The 18,784-nt window shown below is 70.9% G+C and carries 10 protein-coding genes and 1 pseudogene; 6 read left to right on the plus strand and 5 right to left on the minus strand.

The features are described from left to right. Positions 1 to 170: 170 nt before the first annotated feature. Entirely contained in the window at positions 171 to 878 is a 708-nt protein-coding gene (locus ACFWU6_RS13500) for a SigE family RNA polymerase sigma factor (RefSeq protein WP_383810057.1), read from the minus strand. A gap of 177 nt (positions 879 to 1,055) precedes the next feature. Between ACFWU6_RS13500 and afsQ1 the strand changes: the two genes are divergently transcribed. Genes afsQ1 through ACFWU6_RS13515 form a run of 3 tightly spaced genes read left to right on the plus strand, consistent with a single transcriptional unit; the run spans position 1,056 to position 3,854 of the window. Beyond that, complete coding sequence (afsQ1, locus tag ACFWU6_RS13505; RefSeq protein WP_383810059.1) at positions 1,056 to 1,733, plus strand: two-component system response regulator AfsQ1; 678 nt, start codon at positions 1,056 to 1,058, stop codon at positions 1,731 to 1,733. After that, positions 1,730 to 3,214, plus strand: coding sequence for a sensor histidine kinase (locus tag ACFWU6_RS13510; protein ID WP_383810062.1), 1,485 nt, complete (start codon positions 1,730 to 1,732; stop codon positions 3,212 to 3,214). Before afsQ1 ends, ACFWU6_RS13510 begins: the two co-directional genes overlap by 4 nt. After that, complete coding sequence (locus ACFWU6_RS13515; RefSeq protein ID WP_383980886.1) at positions 3,201 to 3,854, plus strand: hypothetical protein; 654 nt, start codon at positions 3,201 to 3,203, stop codon at positions 3,852 to 3,854. The genes ACFWU6_RS13510 and ACFWU6_RS13515 overlap by 14 nt, the downstream gene beginning before the upstream one ends. A gap of 147 nt (positions 3,855 to 4,001) precedes the next feature. On the opposite strand, the gene ACFWU6_RS13520 is transcribed toward ACFWU6_RS13515, so the two are convergent. From ACFWU6_RS13520 to ACFWU6_RS13530, 3 genes are all read right to left on the minus strand, one after another. Next, positions 4,002 to 5,657: a phospho-sugar mutase gene (locus ACFWU6_RS13520; RefSeq protein WP_383980888.1), complete on the minus strand. Its 1,656-nt coding sequence runs from the start codon at positions 5,655 to 5,657 to the stop codon at positions 4,002 to 4,004. 47 nt (positions 5,658 to 5,704) lie between these two features. Further along, on the minus strand, positions 5,705 to 6,511 hold the full coding sequence (locus tag ACFWU6_RS13525; protein ID WP_383810069.1) for a purine-nucleoside phosphorylase: 807 nt from the start codon (positions 6,509 to 6,511) through the stop codon (positions 5,705 to 5,707). Positions 6,512 to 6,645: 134 nt separating this feature from the next. Beyond that, entirely contained in the window at positions 6,646 to 7,083 is a 438-nt protein-coding gene (locus tag ACFWU6_RS13530) for a gamma-glutamylcyclotransferase (RefSeq protein ID WP_383810072.1), read from the minus strand. 173 nt (positions 7,084 to 7,256) lie between these two features. Between ACFWU6_RS13530 and ACFWU6_RS13535 the strand changes: the two genes are divergently transcribed. Beyond that, positions 7,257 to 8,696, plus strand: a complete 1,440-nt coding sequence (locus ACFWU6_RS13535; RefSeq protein ID WP_383810075.1) for an NAD(P)H-quinone dehydrogenase — start codon at positions 7,257 to 7,259, stop codon at positions 8,694 to 8,696. Positions 8,697 to 8,872: 176 nt separating this feature from the next. Next, positions 8,873 to 9,823: a DeoR/GlpR family DNA-binding transcription regulator gene (locus ACFWU6_RS13540; protein ID WP_383810078.1), complete on the plus strand. Its 951-nt coding sequence runs from the start codon at positions 8,873 to 8,875 to the stop codon at positions 9,821 to 9,823. Between the two features lie 465 nt (positions 9,824 to 10,288). Here ACFWU6_RS13540 and ACFWU6_RS13545 read toward each other — a convergent pair whose 3' ends face one another. Continuing rightward, positions 10,289 to 17,473 carry a polymorphic toxin-type HINT domain-containing protein gene (locus ACFWU6_RS13545; RefSeq protein ID WP_383980890.1) on the minus strand — a complete coding sequence of 2,395 codons (7,185 nt, stop codon included), beginning with the start codon at positions 17,471 to 17,473 and terminating at the stop codon, positions 10,289 to 10,291. A 475-nt stretch (positions 17,474 to 17,948) separates the two neighbouring features. Here ACFWU6_RS13545 and ACFWU6_RS13550 point away from each other — a divergent pair. Continuing rightward, a pseudogene (locus ACFWU6_RS13550) lies at positions 17,949 to 18,784 on the plus strand (hypothetical protein); the annotation flags it as partial.

The raw sequence follows: 18,784 nt of genomic DNA on the forward strand, positions 1-18,784 counted from the left end.
CCGCCCCCGCCGGGCGCCGCCCCAGCGGGCTGCCCCCCCCCCCCCCCGCCCCGTGGGAGGGCGCGCTTACGGGCCCCCCCCCCCCCCCCCCACCCCCCCCCCTCCCCCCGCGGCCCCCGTCCCACCCCCGTAGGACGGGCCCCCCTGGCCCGATGGTCCGTGCGGTGGCCCTACGCCACCAGTTCCCCGAAGGACTCCGCCTCGTCGCGGCCGAAGCTCAGCGCCTCGTCCTCCCGCAGCCGCCGCAGCGACCGCCAGATGCTCGACTTCACCGTGCCGACGCTGATTCCGAGGATCTCCGCGATCTCCGGGTCCGTGCGGCCCTCGTAGTAGCGCAGCACCAGCATCGTGCGCTGCGGCTCCGGGATGCGGGCCAGCGCCTGCCACAGCACCGCGCGCAGTTCGGTGCCGCGCATCGCGTCCGTGTCCGACGCCGTCTCCGGCAGCTCCTCCGTCGGGTACTCGTTCAGCTTCCGCCGGCGCCACGCGCTGATGTGCAGGTTCGTCATCGTGCGGCGTAGGTAGCCCCCGACGGCCGCCTTGTCGCTGATCCGGTCCCAGGCGCGGTACGTGGAGAACAGCGCGCTCTGCAGCAGGTCCTCGGCCTCGTGGCGGTCGCCGGTGAGGTGGAAGGCCGTCGCGTAGAGGGCGGCACGCCGCTCCTGGACGTACGCCGTGAACTCCGCCTCCGAGGCACTGGAGGGGGCCGCCGGCCGCGCCGGAACGGCGCCGGAGGGCTGGTACGTGTTCGCGTCGATGGCCACCACGTGCGCCTGCCGGGGGCGGGCTACCGCGGTCGTACGGACACCCGCCCGGCGGTTCACATCGTGCAGCCGCGTGACGACCGCACTGGTGCTGGTGCTGTGCAGCGTGTTCATCTCGCGCCCCCCGTCGTGGAGTCTGCTTCGGTCCGTGCTTCGTTCGATGACTGAAGCCTGCACGGCCGACTTAACCGCGGTGTCCGTCGTCTGTCACAGGCCTGTCACAGCCGCCCCGGCGAGATCCCCTCCTCCCGACGGTCGAACTCCCGTCGGCCGATGGGACAGAATGAGGCCGTGCCTTTCCTGTTGCTGATCGAGGACGACGACGCCATCCGCACGGCCCTCGAACTCTCCCTGTCACGCCAGGGCCACCGAGTGGCCACCGCGGCGACGGGAGAGGACGGCCTGAAACTGCTGCGCGAGCAGCGGCCGGATCTGATCGTGCTGGACGTGATGCTGCCCGGCATCGACGGCTTCGAGGTGTGCCGCCGCATCCGCCGTACCGACCAGCTGCCGATCATCCTGCTCACCGCGCGCAGCGACGACATCGACGTGGTCGTCGGCCTGGAGTCCGGAGCGGACGACTACGTGGTCAAGCCCGTCCAGGGCCGGGTCCTCGACGCCCGCATCCGGGCCGTACTGCGGCGCGGCGAGCGCGAGTCCAGCGACTCGGCGAGCTTCGGCTCGCTGGTCATCGACCGCGCGGCCATGACCGTGACGAAGAACGGCGAGGACCTCCAGCTCACCCCGACCGAGCTGCGCCTGCTCCTCGAACTCAGCCGCCGGCCCGGACAGGCGCTCTCCCGCCAGCAACTGCTGCGCCTCGTCTGGGAGCACGACTACCTCGGCGACTCCCGGCTCGTCGACGCCTGCGTGCAGCGGCTGCGCGCCAAGGTCGAGGACGTGCCGTCCTCACCGACGCTCATCCGGACCGTCAGGGGCGTCGGCTACCGCCTCGACTCCCCGCTGTGATCCCGTCGCTGCTCGCGGGCCGGCGCTGGACCAGCCTGCGGCTGCGGCTCCTCGTGGTCTTCGCGCTGGTCGCGCTGACCGCCGCCGTCTCCGCCTCCGGGATCGCCTACTGGCTCAACCGCGAGGCGGTCCTCACCCGTACCCAGGACGCCGCCCTCGGCGACTTCCGCCAGGAGATGCAGAACCGCGCCGCCGCGCTGCCCGGGGACCCGACGGCCGAGGAGATGCAGCGCACCGCCGAACTGATGGCGGGCAGCAGTCCCGGCTACAGCGTGCTGCTGGTGCACGCGGGCAAGGACGGCCGCGAGGTGTCCGGCGCGGCGGGCCCCGACTCCTTCGGGCTGCGCGACGTACCGGCCTCCCTCCAGCACGCGGTGAACGACCGGCAGAAGACCACCTCCGGCAACGACTCCGAGTACCACGTGTACTGGCAGCGGACGAAGCCGCAGGGCAATCCGTACCTGGTCGGCGGGACGCGGATCGTGGGCGGCGGGCCGACCGGCTACATGTACAAGTCGCTCGCCCAGGAGCGCGACGACCTCAACGCGCTGGGCTGGTCCCTGACCATCGCGACCTGTCTGGCGCTGCTCGGCTCCGCGCTGCTCGCGCAGGCCGCGGCCCGGACCGTGCTCAAGCCCGTACAGCGGCTCGGCGACGCGGCCCGGCGGCTCGGTGAGGGCGAGCTGGACCACCGGCTGGACGTGTCGGGCACGGACGAACTCGCCGACCTGTCGCACACCTTCAACAAGACGGCGGAGGCGCTGGAGAAGAAGGTCGCCGACATGAGCGCGCGGGAGGAGTCCAGTCGGCGCTTCGTCGCGGACATGTCCCACGAGCTGCGCACGCCGCTGACGGCCCTGACGGCGGTGGCCGAGGTGCTGGAGGAGGAGGTCGACGACCTCGATCCGATGATCGCACCGGCGGTGGCGCTGGTCGTCAGCGAGACGCGGCGCCTCAACGACCTGGTGGAGAACCTGATGGAGGTCACCCGCTTCGACGCGGGGACGGCCCGGCTGGTACTGGACGACGTGAACGTCTCCGACCAGGTCACCGCCTGCATCGACGTGCGCGCCTGGCTCGACGCGGTCGAGCTCGACGCCGCCCGGGACATCATGGCGCGCCTGGACCCGCGCCGCCTCGACGTGATCCTCGCCAACCTGATCGGCAACGCGCTCAAGCACGGCGGCTCGCCGGTGCGGGTGTCGGTGGCCGTGGAGGGGGAGTGGCTGGTGATCGCGGTACGGGACAACGGACCGGGCATCCCGCAGGAGGTGCTGCCGCACGTCTTCGACCGGTTCTACAAGGCGAGCGCGTCGCGGCCGAAGTCGGACGGCAGCGGGCTCGGCCTGTCGATCGCCATGGAGAACGCGCACATCCACGGCGGCGACATCACCGCCGCCAACGGCGAGGGGGGCGGCGCGCTGTTCACCCTGCGGCTGCCCGTGGACGTGGGGAAGGTGATCGCGGGTGGCGAGGCGTAGGGGGCGCGGTCCGGCGCTGTCGGTCCTGCCGTGCGTGGCGGCCCTCGTGGCCCTGGTGTCCGGGTGCGGCATCCGGGCGACGACCGTGCCGGTGGACGTGGGTCCGGCGCCCTCGCGGGTGTCGTGCGACACCCCGGAGCAGGCGGGCGGCCAGAGCGGGGTGCAGGGCTTCCGGGCCACGGTGGAGCTGGTCTGCGGATCGCAGCTCGTCGGCGTGGAACGAATCGTTCCGGTGCCCGAGAAGCGCGTCGTACGGGACCCCGTGGCGCTGGTCGCGCAGGCGCTGCTGGAGGCGCTGGAGCGGTCGCCCTCCACCGAGGAGCGGGACGCCGGCTTCACCACCGGGGTGCCGTCGGGGATGACGGCGGGCGCGCCGAGGCCGGGCGACCCGGCGGGCACGGTGCGCCTGAGCCGCAAGCCGGAGGACCTGCCGCCGGTGGCGCTGTCGCAGATCGTCTGCACGCTGGCGGGCAACGACGCGGTGTCCGCGGGGCCGGGACCGGTGGTCCTGGGCGGCCCGGACGCGGACCCGCCCCGGGCCTGGGAGTGCACGGACGCGGTCCGCTCGCGCCCGGAGTCGGTGCCGACGCTGGGCGAACTGGTCCGCCCCTCCCCGTCGGCGGGCCCCACCCCCCGCTGAGCGGACCGGACCCCCGGGGGCGGCGACGGCCGCGGGGAAGCGGCGCCGCCCCCGGGGAACGGCTACAGCCGCGGGCGGACGGCGACGGCTTCCGGGGACGGCGACGGCCCCCCGGGCGGGTGCCCGGGGGGCCGGTGAAGGGCCGGATCAGATGCCGGCCGCCGCCGCGAGGTCCTTCTTGACCGCGTCCAGGACCTCCTGGCCGCGCGCGCGGGCCGACACCAGGTCGCGGGCCCCGGCCACCGGGACCACGACCTCCAGGTAGCACTTCAGCTTCGGCTCGGTGCCCGACGGGCGGACGATCACCCGGGCCTTGTAGGCGCCGTCCAGGTAGTACCGCAGGCCGTCCGTGGGCGGCAGCGACTCCGTCCCCCGGTTCAGGTCCTCCGCCGAGACGACCCGCAGCCCCGCCAGGGACACGGGCGGCTCCGCCCGCAGCCGCGCCATCGCCGAGGCGATCACCGACAGGTCCGAGACGCGGACCGACAGCTGGTCGGTGGCGTGCAGGCCGTGGGCCAGCGCCAGGTCGTCCAGCAGGTCGGTCAGGGTGCGGCCCTGCTCCTTGAGCTCGGAGGCCAGCTCCGCCACCAGCAGGGCGGCCGTCACGCCGTCCTTGTCGCGGACGCCCTCGGGGTCCACGCAGTAGCCGAGCGCCTCCTCGTAGCCGTACCGCAGGCCCTCGACGCGGGAGATCCACTTGAAGCCCGTCAGGGTCTCCTCGTAGCCGACGCCCGCCGCCTCCGCGATCCGGCCCAGCAGCGAGGACGAGACGATCGACTCGGCGAAGACGCCCCGGGCGCCCTTGCGCACCAGGTGGGCCGCCAGCAGCGCGCCGACCTCGTCGCCGCGCAGCATCCGCCAGCCCGTCGCCGAGGAGGCGTCCGGGACGGCGACCGCGCAGCGGTCCGCGTCCGGGTCGTTGGCGATCACGATGTCCGGGTCCGCCTCGGCGGCCTTCGCGAAGGCCAGGTCCATCGCCCCCGGCTCCTCCGGGTTGGGGAAGGCCACGGTCGGGAAGGCCGGGTCGGGCTCGGCCTGCTCGGCGACCAGCACCGGCGCCGGGAAGCCGGCGCGGGCGAAGGCCGCCACGACGACGTCCTTGCCGACGCCGTGCATGGCGGTGTAGACCGTCCGCACGCTCCGGGGGGAGCCAGGGGTCAGGACGGCGTCCGTGCGGGCCAGGTAGGCCTCCAGGACCTCGTCGCCGAGGCCCTCCCAGCCGGACTCCGGGCGCGGGACCGAGGCGAGGGCGCCCACGCGTGCGATCTCCGCCGCGATCTCGGCGTCCGCCGGGGAGACGATCTGCGAGCCGTCCCCGAGGTAGACCTTGTAGCCGTTGTCCCGGGGAGGGTTGTGGCTCGCGGTCACCTCGACGCCGGCGACGGCTCCCAGGTGCCTTATGGCGAACGCGAGGACCGGCGTCGGCAGCGGGCGGGGCAGGACGGCCGCGCGCAGACCGGCGCCGGTCATCACGGCCGCGGTGTCGCGGGCGAAGTCCGCCGACTTGTAGCGCGCGTCGTAGCCGACGACGACCAGGCCGCCGTCGTGGCCACGGGCCTTCAGGTAGGCCGCCAGGCCCGCCGCGGCCCGGATGACCACGGAGCGGTTCATCCGCATCGGGCCCGCGCCCAGCTCGCCGCGCAGCCCGGCGGTGCCGAACTGGAGCGTGCCCGAGAAGCGGTCCGCGAGCTCCGCCGTGTCGCCCGACTCGACGAGGGCGGCGAGCTCGGCCGCCGTCTCGCGGTCCGGGTCCTCCGCCAGCCAGGCCTGGGCCCGGGTGATCAGGTCGTCCTGTTCCTGCACTGCTTCCGCCTTACCTCTCGTACCGTGGGGCCCTCGCGCGCGGTCGCTCAGATGCGCGCGAGGACCTGGGTCAGCAGCGTGCCCATGCGCGAGGCCGAGTCACGGCCGGCCTGGAGCACCTCTTCGTGGTTCAGCGGCTCGCCCGACAGGCCCGCCGCGAGGTTGGTGACCAGGGAGATGCCGAGCACCTCGGCGCCGGCCTCGCGGGCCGCGATGGCCTCCAGCACGGTGGACATGCCGACCAGGTCGGCGCCCATGACGCGGATCATGTTGATCTCGGCCGGGGTCTCGTAGTGCGGGCCGGGGAACTGCACGTAGACGCCCTCTTCGAGGGTCTCGTCGATCTCCTTGCACATCGCGCGCAGGCGCGGCGAGTAGAGGTCGGTGAGGTCCACGAAGTTGGCGCCGACGATCGGCGAGGTGGCCGTCAGGTTGAGGTGGTCGCTGATCAGGACCGGCTGGCCGGGCTGCATGCCCTCGCGCAGACCGCCGCAGCCGTTGGTCAGCACGACGGTCTTGCAGCCGGCGGCGACGGCGGTGCGGACACCGTGGGCGACGGCGGCGACGCCGCGGCCCTCGTAGTAGTGGGTCCGGCCGAGGAAGAGCAGCGCGCGCTTGTCGCCGATCTTGTACGAGCGGATCTTGCCGCCGTGGCCCTCGACGGCGGGGGGCGGGAAGCCGGGCAGCTCCGTGACGGGGAACTCGGCCTCGGGGGCGCCCAGCGCCTCTGCGGCGGGGGCCCAGCCGGAGCCCATCACGAGGGCGACATCGTGGGTCTCGGCGCCGGTCAGCTCGCGCAGGCGGGCGGCTGCGGCGTCGGCGGCGGCGAAGGGGTCGGTAACAGATGCGTTCACGCGGACGAGCGTAACCGCTCGATCCCTACGCGCGTAGATGGCACAGCTCACGGTGTTCGGATCGTTGCCTTGTTGTTTCCGCCGAATCGTCCCCCGGGCGGGGCGGGGCTCGTCCCCCGGGCGGGCGGGGCGGCTCAGCAGGGGCGCTTGCGCAGTTCCATCACGTAGTCGTGCGGGGCGCCCGCGGACTCGGCGGCGTCGGCGAGCTCGCCGAGGTAGCGGGCGGAGGGCAGGCCGCCCTCGTAGCCGTTCAGCACGTACAGCCAGGCCGCCTCCTCGCCGTCCAGCGTGTGCACCCGCACCCGCATCCGGCGGTAGATGTCGAGCCCGACGCCCTCCCAGCGGTCCATCGACTCCTCGTCCGGCGGCGCGATGTCGTACAGGGCGACGAAGACCTGGTGGCGCGGGGCTTCGACGACCGTGGCGAGTGCGCCCTCCCACCCCATCTGCTCGCCGCCGAAGGTCAGCCGCCAGTCGTTGATCCAGCCCGTGCCGCGCAGCGGCGAATGGGGTGCGCGGCGCGTCATCAGCCGCGGGTCGAGGTTGCCGGCGTACGCGGCGTAGAGCGACATGGGGTCGAGGGTACGGGAGGGGCGGCGGTGGCCGCGTGCCCGGATGGAGGGACCGGGCGCGAAGCACCTTGGAGCGTGCGGGACAATGGGGCACGGAATGCATCCCCCGGGGAGACCCCCCGGAACACCGGCCGGGGCGGCAGCCGACCGGGTAGACGTGAGGTGGACTTTTCGTGACCCGGATCGTGATCATCGGTGGTGGACCCGGCGGGTATGAGGCGGCCCTGGTGGGGGCCCAGCTCGGCGCGGAGGTGACCGTCGTCGACTGCGACGGTCTCGGCGGGGCGTCGGTGCTCACCGACTGCGTCCCCTCCAAGACGCTCATCGCGACCGCGGAGGTCATGACGACCTTCGACTCGTCGTACGAGGAGCTCGGCATCGTCGTCGCGGACGACACCCCGCACATCGAGCAGGCCGCGCGCGTCGTCGGCGTGGACCTCGGCAAGGTGAACCGACGCGTCAAGCGCCTCGCGCTCGCCCAGTCGCACGACATCACCGCCTCCGTGACCCGGGCCGGCGCCCGGGTCATGCGCGGGCGCGGCAAGCTCGGCGGCCCGCAGGGCATCGACGGCACCCGGGACGTCATCGTCACGGCCGCCGACGGCACGGAGACGATCCTCACGGCCGACGCCGTGCTGATCGCGACCGGCGGCACCCCCCGCGAGATCCCGGACGCGATGCCCGACGGGGAGCGCATCCTGAACTGGACCCAGGTCTACGACCTGGATGAGCTCCCCGAGGAGCTCATCGTGGTCGGCTCCGGTGTGACGGGCGCCGAGTTCGCCGGCGCGTACCAGGCCCTCGGCTCCCGGGTCACGCTCGTGTCCTCCCGCGACCGGGTGCTGCCCGGCGAGGACCCGGACGCGGCCGCCGTCCTGGAGGACGTCTTCCGCCGCCGCGGCATGAACGTGGTGGGGCGCTCGCGCGCCGAGTCCGCGAAGCGGGTCGGCGACCGGGTCGAGGTCACCCTCTCCGACGGCCGCGTGCTGACCGGCACGCACTGCCTGATGGCGGTCGGCGCCGTGCCCAACACCCAGGGCATGAACCTGGAGGAGTCCGGGGTCCGGCTCCGGGAATCGGGCCACATCTGGACCGACAAGGTCTCCCGCACCTCCTCGCCCGGCGTCTACGCGGCCGGCGACGTGACCGGTGTCTTCGCGCTGGCCTCCGTGGCCGCCATGCAGGGCCGCATCGCGATGTACCACTTCCTCGGCGACGCGGTGGCCCCGCTGAACCTCAAGACGGTCTCCTCGAACGTCTTCACGGACCCCGAGATCGCCACCGTCGGCTACACCCAGGCCGACGTGGACGCGGGCAAGATCGACGCCCGGGTGGTGAAGCTGCCGCTGCTGCGCAACCCGCGCGCCAAGATGCAGGGCATCCGGGACGGCTTCGTGAAGATGTTCTGCCGTCCGGGCACCGGCATCGTGGTCGGCGGTGTGGTCGTCGCGCCGCGGGCGAGCGAGCTCATCCACCCCATCTCGATCGCCGTCGACAACAACCTGACGGTCGAGCAGATCGCAAACGCGTTCACCGTGTACCCCTCGCTGTCCGGATCGATCGCCGAGGCGGCCCGCCAGCTGCACACCCGGAAGGCCGCAGGAGAGGCCTGATCCGCCCCAACCGCCCCAAAAGGCAAGGGGTTTGGGGCGGGGTGCCCGGAGCGTGGCCCGACGTTCACCCAACTCTCGGACCGCGTATACCACTAGTCGCCCCGCCATACGGACAACTTCGGTATTCCGGCGCAAGGAGCTGAAAGAAGACGGTCGTTGGGGTTACTGTCAGTTTCGTGTTCGCTGCAGAACGTCGCCAATTGATCCTCGAAATGGTGCGGGCCAACGGAGCGGTATCGCTTCGGGAGCTCGCCCGCGTCGTCCAGACCTCCGAAGTGACCGTACGGCGGGACGTGCGGGCGCTGGAGGCAGAAGGACTCCTCGACCGCCGGCACGGCGGTGCGGTACTGCCGGGCGGTTTCACGCGGGAGTCCGGCTTTCCGCAAAAGTCCCATCTCGCGACGGCGGAGAAGACCGCCATCGCCGATGTCGCGGCCTCCCTCGTCGAAGAGGGCGAGGCCATCGTCGTCGGCGCGGGCACCACGACCCAGGAGCTGGCCCGCCGGCTCGCCCGGGTGCCCGGCCTGACCGTCGTCACCAACTCGCTGCTCGTCGCCCAGGCGCTGGCCCATGCCAACCGGGTCGAGGTGGTCATGACCGGCGGCACCCTGCGCGGGTCCAACTACGCGCTGGTCGGCAGCGGGGCCGAGCAGTCCCTCCAGGGGCTGCGGGTCTCGCGGGCCTTCCTGAGCGGGAGCGGCCTGACCGCCGAGCGCGGCCTGTCCACGTCCAACATGCTCAGCGCGAGCGTGGACCGGGCCCTCGTCCAAGCGGCGGCGGAGGTGGTCGTCCTCGCGGACCACACGAAGCTGGGCACGGACACCATGTTCCAGACGGTGCCGACGGACGTGATGACCCGCCTGGTCACGGACGAGCCCCCGCCGCACGACGACCGCGCGGGCACGGAGCTCCAGGCCCTCGCCGACCAGGGCGTCCAGATCACGGTGGCGGGCTCGACCCACCCGGGCGCCTCGGGCGACCCGATGCAGGGCCGCCGCCCCCGCCGCGACTCCCCCCTCCCGGTCCAGCGCCGGGGCGCCCCGACGGCGCAGCTCCGCAGCACGTCGTCCCTGCCGGAACCGGGGGACCGCGAACGGGCGAGGGTGGCGGACCTGCGGCGGCGGTGAAGCGCGGAGCTGCAAGGGGAGAGCCCCGCACCACGCAGCCTGAGCCAGAAGCCCCGCCGGAAACATCCGGCGGGGCTTCTGAACCTTACGAGACGGTCTCGATGGGCAACTCTCCGAGAAGGTTCAGAACTACCTTCTCCAGAGCGCTTTGACCGAGTCGGCGGAGCGCCAGAAGGTGACTCTCCGGTACGTCAACCAGCACGCAAGAGCGTGCGGCCTTACCTGATTCGAGGAACCAGAGATAGCACCTGAATGACTCTTCTCCCACCGCCTCTCGGAATCCGTTCTCCAACATGGGCATGAGGATGTGCAATCCATCGCGCTCCATGCGTCCTTCGGAGATCAGGCGATCCAGTCGGGCGTTCAAGTGAACGCTGCGAGGGTCGTCGTGGAGCTCGAGGAGTTCCGCGTACGAGGCGATTCTGACCCCGTACGCACTCGAATTGACCTGATCAGGCAATCTCGTCACCAGTCCAGACTATTCCATACGTCATCCAGGCTCTTTCCGCCGCCGCCGCCTCCTCCGTCGAAGTCGTCGAACATGCTCATGTCTCGCTTATGACGCTTGATGGCGACCTTCGTCGTCCACTGGATTTTGCTGGCCGGGTCATCCGCGCGCCGCGCGAGCTCCGCCACACGGTGATTCCCCTGAACCACCGTGTTGAGGTCATTCAGGGTGATGAACGTTCCGTCGCTCGGATTGTTGATGGCGTTGAGGAAATCGTCATCGGAGAGGTCGCGAAGCGGCTTGAGATGCGACTCGGTCGTACCGTGCGCAGGCTTCGCCATGCTCAGTTCCTGCACGGTGGCCGAGCAGTTGTGCACTAGGACCGGCGTGGCCCCCGCCAGCACGTAATAGGTGTGCTCACCGGCGACGGTGAGGTTGCGGACCTTCTTCTGCTGGGTCCAGCGCTTGACCTCGGTGACCTGGACCCAGGTGGCGGTCGACGTCTGGAGCCACATGCCGGCTGCGAGGTCCGTGGCCTTCAGCCAACTGTTGAGAGACGGGGCCCAGAAGGGGTGGCCGTCCGTCGCGGTCAGCGTCTCGGAGGCGTCGCTCTTGGTGCCGTCGGTGTCGATCGTGATCTCGACAAGGTTCTTCTGGCCCTCGCCGAGGATCTGCGCGACGACCGGCTGGTTCGCGGTCGCACCCGACTCCGCATTGGTCGCGACGACCTCATCGCCCACCGCGACGTCCTCGATGGACTTGGCCGAGCCGTCCGCCATCAGGACCTTCGTGCCCGGCACGAAGCTGTTGCAGGTCTCGCCCTTTTGCGATCCGCCGGAGTCCTGCTCCTTGCCCGACGACTTCTTCGGAGCGTCGGCCTTCTTCGTCTCCGAGGACTTCGATGCCTTGCCGTCGCCGTCAGCCTTCTTGGACTTCGTTGCGGAGGCCTTGCCTTGCTTGGCCGCCGTGGCCTTGGCCTCGTCGGCCTTCTTGGCGGCTGCGGCTGCTGCCTCCTGGGCAGCTCTGCGGGCCGCCGCGGCTTCCTCCTCCAGCTTTCTCGCGCGTTCGGCGGCTTCCTCCACCTGGCGTTTCCACTCGGCCAGGTCCTCGGCGTACTTGGCCATCGCCTGCTGGTAGCGCTCTACCCGCCTGAGGATGTCGCGTGCCAGAGCCAGCTTTTGAGACCAGCTGTTGAAGGCTTCCCAGGCCCTGTCCAGCGCCTTGATGATGCGCTTCGCGCGGCCCGCGAAGGGCAGTGCCGCGTCCAGGGCGAGTCCGGCGCAGGCTCCCCACGAGCCGCCGAGGCAGTCGCGGATGTCGTTGTAGCCCGAGGCGTCCTTCAGGATGCCCATCGCGATCTCTAGCGCGATGTCCAGGGCGCTCTTGCCCTGGATCATGTTCGCCCAGGCAGCCTCCGCGTCAGTGAAGTCCTTGATCGGCATCGTCGGAGGTGCGATCGACAGGCCGCTCGGGTCGCTGAACGTCACCGGCGAGTTGTTCGCGTAGACGTACGGGTTCTGCTGCTTGGGCTCGTTGAAGTCGACGATGGGGTCGACCGACAGGAACCGGCCGGTCGCCGGATCGTATTCGCGGGCGCCGAGGTGGACGGTGCCGATGGTCTCGTCGACCTCGCCGCCGATGAAGCCCTTCTTCCCCGGCCATACGGACGGGGCGGCTCCGCGGGTCTCGCCGTACGGAGTGAACTTCCGGCGGGTGATCGCCGAGGACTTGGTGTCGACCGCCGTGGTCGACGTGCCGTTCTGGTCGGACATCAGGTACGACGTGGAGGTCACGCCGTCCTTGACCGTCTTGACCATCTTCGGGCCGGCCGGGTGGGCGTAGTAGCGCGTGCCCTCCAGCTTGCCCGCTGCTGTCAGCTTGACCTCGGTACCCGGCAGGTACAGCGTGGTTCCGGTCTTGTCGCGCTTGATCAGGCGGTTGCCGCCGGCGTCGTAGACGAATTCCGTCGACTCGGTGCCCTTGGTCACCTTGGCCAGTTGGCCCGACGCGTCCCAATCCCAGTTCTGGGTGTCGCCCTGGATGGTCCGCGTCTTCGTGTTGCCCGCCGCGTCGTAGGTGTACGACTCGGTGCGCGAACCGCCCGGTCCGGTGGTGTCCACCTTCTTCAGACCGTTGGCGGCGGCCTGTCCCGGCGTGCCGTAGGTGTAGGCGCGGGTGACGTCCTTGGTGAGGCCACCGGTGGGGGAGTGCTGCACGTCCTTCGTGCGGTTGCCCGCCGCGTCGAAGCTGTAGGAGCTCCAGTACGGATTCGGGCCGCCGACCTGCGGCTTGGACCCGGGGCCGGACGCGTTCGGCTGGGCCGCGCAGTCGTCCGTCGCCGTCCAGGCCTCGTTCATCCGGCGCATGTAGTCGTACGCGAAGCACTGGACGTCGGGAGTGGCGGTCGGGCCCTCCTTGTCGGCGATCTTGAGGATGTTGCCCACGGCGTCGTAGGCGTACGTGGTGTCGTTGATCGCGCCGGGTGCCTTCTCCCGGCTGTTGACGGTCCGGGTGAGGCGGCGGGTCTGCTCGTCGAAGTAGTTCGACGTGTAGACCTGGGAGCCGGCCGCTCCCGTGTAGGTCCGGAGTACGTCGCCCATCGGCGAGTAGTCGACCTTGTCGACGAACGTCTGCCCTTCGATGCCCATCATCGTGGGCAGCTCGAAGTGGTTGTACTGCATCTCGGTGAGCTCGACGGGCAGGCCGGCCACTGCCGGCTGCTCCGTCCACTCGGTCAGACCGGTATTCTCCCGGTAACCAGTGGTGAACTCGTACGTACCGCCGAGGGCACCCTCTGAGGGCGGAATCGTAACCTTGGTCCCGGTCGGCCGGTATTCAGGGTCGTACCCGGTTACTTCCTGGGTGTAGACCTTGTCGCCCACGTGCCGTGACGATGACACCGGCAGTCCAATGGCACCCGGCAGGCTGTCGTACGTGTTCGAGGTCAGCTTCGGACCCGTCACCGAACCCTCGTGCGTCGCCACTACCCGACCGAGCGCATCGTACTCGGGCGCGACTACCTTACCGCGGGCATCGGTCATAGACGTCAGGCGATCGCCTTGGCCATACGTCATCGTCGACGTGCCCTTGTCCGGGTCCGTCTGCTTGGTCTGGCGACCGCGGATGTCGTACTCGAAGCCCCACTTGTCGCCGGACTGGTTGACGACCGACTCCAGCGCGCCGCGCTGGTTGTAGGCGTACGTCGTCTTGTCGTACGCGCCGGTCGGCGAGTCTGATTTGAAGAAGCGCAGCTCCGTCTTGCGGCCCGCGCCGTCCAGGAAGGCCCGGGTCGGGGTCTCGCCCTTCGGGGGGTCGACGGTGATGTTGTCGCCGCCGTACGCCGTCGTGGTGCGGGACGTCTCCTGGCCGAGCTTGCGGGAGATCTGAGCCGTCGAGCGGCCCGAGCCGTCGTACTCGGTCATCGTCGAGGACGGGACCTCGTTGTCCTTCGGGGCGAACTGCACGCCCGAAGCGGTACCGGCCGTGTAGTAAGCGCCGTTGCTCTTCCAGACTTGGCCGAGGCTGTTGTAGAAGGTGTCGGAGATGATCCGACCGCCGCCGAGGGCCTCCATCTGGGTCTGGCGGATGCGCAGACTGCTGTCGTAGATGTCGAAGCTGGTGCGGTAGGTACCGTCGTCCAGCAGGGCCTTGTTCGTGATGACGACCGGACCGTCGGTGCGGACGTCGTACGAGAACATGCCGTTCGGCGACTTGCTCAGCGGGTTGCGGGACGGCGACCACACCTTGGCCAGGCGGCCCAGGGCGTCGTACTCCATCACCTGGCGACGGCCGTTGGTGTCCTGCTTGGCCAGGATCGAGCCGCGGCCCAGGTCGGTCTCCGTGGTCTGGGTGTGACCCTCGGAATTGGTGCTGACGACCTTGGTGACGATCTGCCCCGAAGCCGGCGTGTAGTCCAGCTTCGTCGTCTTGCCGAAGACGTCCGTGCTCGTCCGCGGGCGGCCGTACGCGTCGAAGGTCGCGCTGCCGTCCACCTGGTACACCGGGTTGCCCCCGGTGTATCCGGTCAGCGACTCCGTCGACTTGACGTTGCCCGCCGCGTCGTACGACATCTTGATGTCGGAGGTCACGTCCGCCGGGCGCTGGACACCGGTGGCGTCACACGCCTTCGCGACCGTCTCCACCCGCTTCTGGCGGGCGATGATCCAGCGGGTCTCGTCCGCGTCGTACCAGTAGCGCGAGCAGCTGTCGTCCGACGGGTCGGCGACGTCACCGCGGTTCGAGACCCATTCGGCGAAGCCGCGGGTGTCGTACTTGGTGGTCATCGCCGTACGGCGCCAGCCGCGGCCGTCCGACAGGAGGATGCGCGAGCCGACGTCCGTCGTCTGCTGGACGAACGACTGCTGCGGTTCGATGTCCTCCGCCGCCGTCTCGCCCTTGCGCAGGCGGGTCGCTGTGGGGCCGTGCAGCCACGGGGTGTACGTGGTCGCCGCCTCCAGGGCGCCGCCCTCACCGTTGTACGCCAGGACCTCGCGGGTCTGGCCGGCGAAGAGGCGGTGGTCCGCGAGCTCGATGCCCTCGGAGTCCTTGACCTTGACCGTGCGCTTGCCGCCCGAGGGGGCGAGCCGGTCGCCGTCCAGGCCGCGGAAGAACAGCGTCTCCGTCATGGAGCGCTTGTCCGGGGCCTGGCCGATGAAGGTCCGGACCCGCTCGTAGCCGCGCCACTGGGACCAGGTGCGCGTCTTGGGACGCATCATCTCGGTCTCGTCGTCGAACGCCCACGCCGGACTGCCGAGGAACTGGTACTCGGTGCGCCGCGACGGCGAGTTGCCGTTGCGGTCGTCCTCCTGGACCCAGTCCACGACGTGTTTGTGGAACCAGTCGGTCGAGTAGATCTTCCGCTCGCGCGTCGGGTCCGTCGGGTCCGGGAGCTCGGAGACCACCGGATAGCAGCGCAGCGTGTTGTTCTCCGGCGAGGCCGGCATCACGCGCGGGTCAGCCGCCCGGCACTGGGTGTCCGCGTAGTGCGCGAGGATCGTCGAGCCGGTCTCGGTGTCGATCGCCTCGATCCGGTAGCGGCGGTAGGCCGGCTTGCCGTCGCCGAGGCCGTCCACGCGGTTGTCGAGCTGCTTGCCGCGGAACTTCACCGGCGGGAGGGCGAGCTCGGCGCCGTTCTTGCCGGTGTGCTTGATCTCGGCGAGCCACAGCGGGTAGTCCGTGCCGTCGCCGGTCATGGGGAACGTCTGGGTCAGCGCCCAGGTGTCGACCGGCTTGTGCGCGGTCCCGTTCCAGACGAAGGTGCTGACCTCGGTCAGCCGCTTGCGGGTGAAGAAGGTCGGGGTGAACCGGCCCTTGCACTCCTCGCCGGCGGCGCACAGCTGGTCACCCGGGGTGTCCGGCCACTCCTTGGCGATCTCCCAGTCGACCTCGGGCTTGAGCTTCGCCGGGTCGCAGTTGAAGGTCGGCGTGGTCAGGCAGCGTTCGGCGACGGTGAACTTCACCTGCGCCGGGGCGTTCGCGAACAGGTTGTCGCTGCGCAGGCCGTAGGAGACGCGGTCGAGCCAGCCGGAGCGGTCGTACGCGCGGGCGGTCGAACCACCGGCGATCTTGTAGTTGGAGCCGTAGTGGTTGACCTCCTTCTGGTACCAGTAGGTCATCGCGTTGCCGCGCGGGTCCACGACGTAGTCGAGGTTCCAGCGGTACGCCTGGTCGCACACCGCGTCGGCGAACACCGCGTTGTAGCAGGGCTCGCCCGGCTGGTTGCCGTAGACCGGGACGTTCCAGGCCGAGTTGGTGACGGGCTTGCCCGTCGCCCAGCCGGGGAGCTTGTTCAGGCCGAAGTGGAACTGGATGCCCTGGGGGTTGGTGAACCGCCAGTGGTCACCCTCCTTGTCACCGTTCTGCGCACCCTGGAGCAGCTCGATGCGCGAGCCGTCGTCCTTGGCCGGGCGCCACTTCTTGGTGGTGTCGTCCAGGACCAGCTGGGTGGAGCCGCCGTTGAGCGACATGGTGACCATCGGAGCGCCGTGGCACAGGTCGCCGGTGTCGTCCTTCGGGTTGTTGAACCCGGAGCCGGCCCGCTTGTCCTGGCTGCAGGGGACGTAGCCCCGCTCGATGTAGTTCGAGGCCAGGTCCCAGCCGTCGCCGACCCAGGAGGTCTGCTGGGCCGAGGCGTTGGTCCGGCCGTCGATGTTGGCGCTGGAGTAGCCCAGCGACAGCGACGGGCTGGGACCGCCCAGGGAGGCGGGGATGTCCAGCGGGTAGGACCAGGAGAAGTCGCCCGCGGAACCGCCGGCCTGCCAGGAGCCCGAGGCGCTCAGCGAGGTGGCCTTGTACGTGCCGTTGGCGCCGTCGGCGCCCGGGGAGGCGGCCAGCGTCGTGCCGCCGCCTGTGGCGGCGCCCGCGAGCGGGCCCGCGGACGGGGCGCTCAGGAAGGCCTTGCCGACGGGCGCGGGGGCCGGAGCGGGCTTGGCCGGGGCGTCGAAGACGGCGACGAGCTTGCCGGTCTCCGGGTCGTTCCGGGTGGTGACCGGGGTGCTGCCCTGGCACTCGGGCCGCTTCGGGGTGGTCAGCGCGCAGGTGGGTATCGCCGTGAAGCGCAGGCGGGAGCCCCAGCTGCCGCCGTACGCGTTCTTGAACGCGGCGTAGTCGAGCTCCACCGAGACGGGCGCCGCGGAGGTGCCCGCGTCGGTACGGTCGACCGACAGGAGCAGGCTGTTGGCGAGGCCCACGCGCTTGGCGTCGTCCCGGCCGAGCACGCCGACCTTCAGCCTGACGTCGGTCGGAGCGGTCGCGGCGGGGCCGTCGGCGGCCGGAGCGCCCGCGGGGGCCGACCGCTGGGCGGCGGCGTTGGCGGGTGCGCCGGCCGGGGCCACGGCGGTGACGGACACGGGAAGCGTGCCGGCCTTGACCGGCTTGCCGGAGGTCCCGGAGGTGCCGGAGGTGCCGGAGGTCCCGGAGGCCCCGGAGTCGGCGGCCGCGACGCCGGCGGGTCCGCCGGTGGCCGACTTCAGTGCACCGGCCGGAGCGGCAGGTGCGGACGGCAGGCTGATTTCAGCCGAGCCCGCCGCGGGCCACGCGATCTTCGGCGCACCCTTCCACGCCTTCGTCTGCGACTCGGCGGGGCCCGGGGCCGGCTTGCCCTTGACGGGCTCGCCGGTGACCTTCGTCAGCTTCTGCTTGCCGGGAAGCGCGGGCCCGGAGGCGGCTGCCGCGTCGATCGCGGTCAGCCCCGTCGTCAGCATGGCGAGCGCCAGAACGGGGACCGGCCACCGCCAGACACGCCTCAAAGGCGCACGCATGACGTGCGCCTGGGATCGTCTCAAAATCGAACACTCCACTCTGGACGCGCAGATTCACAGGTTCCTGCGCTACGGGCAATCGGGCTGAACCTAACAGTGCAGGTGACGGTCCCAGAAAAAGACGGGGAAGGTTCCGGGTGCCCGGGATGCGCCGACGTCGAGGCAGGTCAGAGCGCTAAGCGGAATGAAGAATTCGGAATTTGGGATTCCGTGCCCGTGTTTGGTAATGCACGCGCCGACAGAGTGCCGGAAGAGGTTCCCCTTCGCTTTTTCGCCGTCGGGGCTGCTACAAATCAATCGAACACCGGCGACCTTCCCCAAGAAAGGCCAAAAAATGGCCCCCGCGGGAGGTCGCACCGATCGTTTCCAGCCGCTCCCCTGAGGGAGCCGCCGAAACCGACCCCCGAGGACTCAGTCAGTGAGACCCTTCCCGACGCGGCCACGCGTCGCCGGCCCGCCCTCCCGCAGGCTGCCGGTACTCACCCTGGCGACCGCCCTGGTCGTCACCCTGCTCGGCAGCGCCGTACCCGTGGCCGCGGCCGCCGGGCCCGCCGCCGACAAGGCCAAGGCGGCATCGCCCACCGAGGCGGAGATCACGGCCAAGGCGACCGCCGAGGCCAAGCGCACCGGCAAGCGCGTCGAGATCACCTCGCAGCGCACGGAGAACGAGGAGATCTGGGCCAACCCGGACGGCACCTTCTCGTCCGAGCAGTCGCTGGCGCCCACGCGCGTCTACCGCGGCGGCAAGCTGATCCCCCTGGACACCGGCCTGCAGAAGCAGAAGGACGGGCGGATCGCCCCCAAGGCGACCCGCACCGAACTCACCTTCTCCGGTGGCGGCAACGCCCCGCTGGTCACCATGCGCAAGGACGGCCGCGACGTCACCCTGACGTGGCCGGGGCCCCTGCCCGCGCCGACCCTGGACGGGAACAGCGCCACCTACGCCGAGGTCTTCCAGGGCGTGGACCTGCGCGTCGCCGCGGACGCCACCGGCTTCGCGCACCAGCTCATCGTCAAGAACCGCGAGGCCGCGGCCAATCCGGCGCTCGCCTCCCTCGACTTCGGGCTCAAGGGCAACGGCGTCAGCCTGCGCAAGGAGGCGAACGGCGAGCTGAAGGCCGTGGACCCCGCGGGCCGACCGCTGTTCACCTCCGCCAAGCCGCAGATGTGGGACTCGGGCGCCGATCAGCCCGCGCCCGCCGCGCCCTCACACGCGAACGCCTCTCACGCAGCCGCCGACACCGAGGCGGTAGA

The sequence above is a fragment of the Streptomyces sp. NPDC058674 genome, assembly GCF_042716505.1.
Lineage (GTDB): Bacteria > Actinomycetota > Actinomycetes > Streptomycetales > Streptomycetaceae > Streptomyces.

Bases quoted from the DNA above. Each gene is read 5' to 3' on its own strand.
- ACFWU6_RS13530 (WP_383810072.1), bottom strand. From the start codon at position 7,083: ATGTCGCTCTACGCCGCGTACGCCGGCAACCTCGACCCGCGGCTGATG.
- ACFWU6_RS13500 (WP_383810057.1), bottom strand. From the start codon at position 878: ATGAACACGCTGCACAGCACCAGCACCAGTGCGGTCGTCACGCGGCTG.
- ACFWU6_RS13545 (WP_383980890.1), bottom strand. From the start codon at position 17,473: ATGCTGACGACGGGGCTGACCGCGATCGACGCGGCAGCCGCCTCCGGG.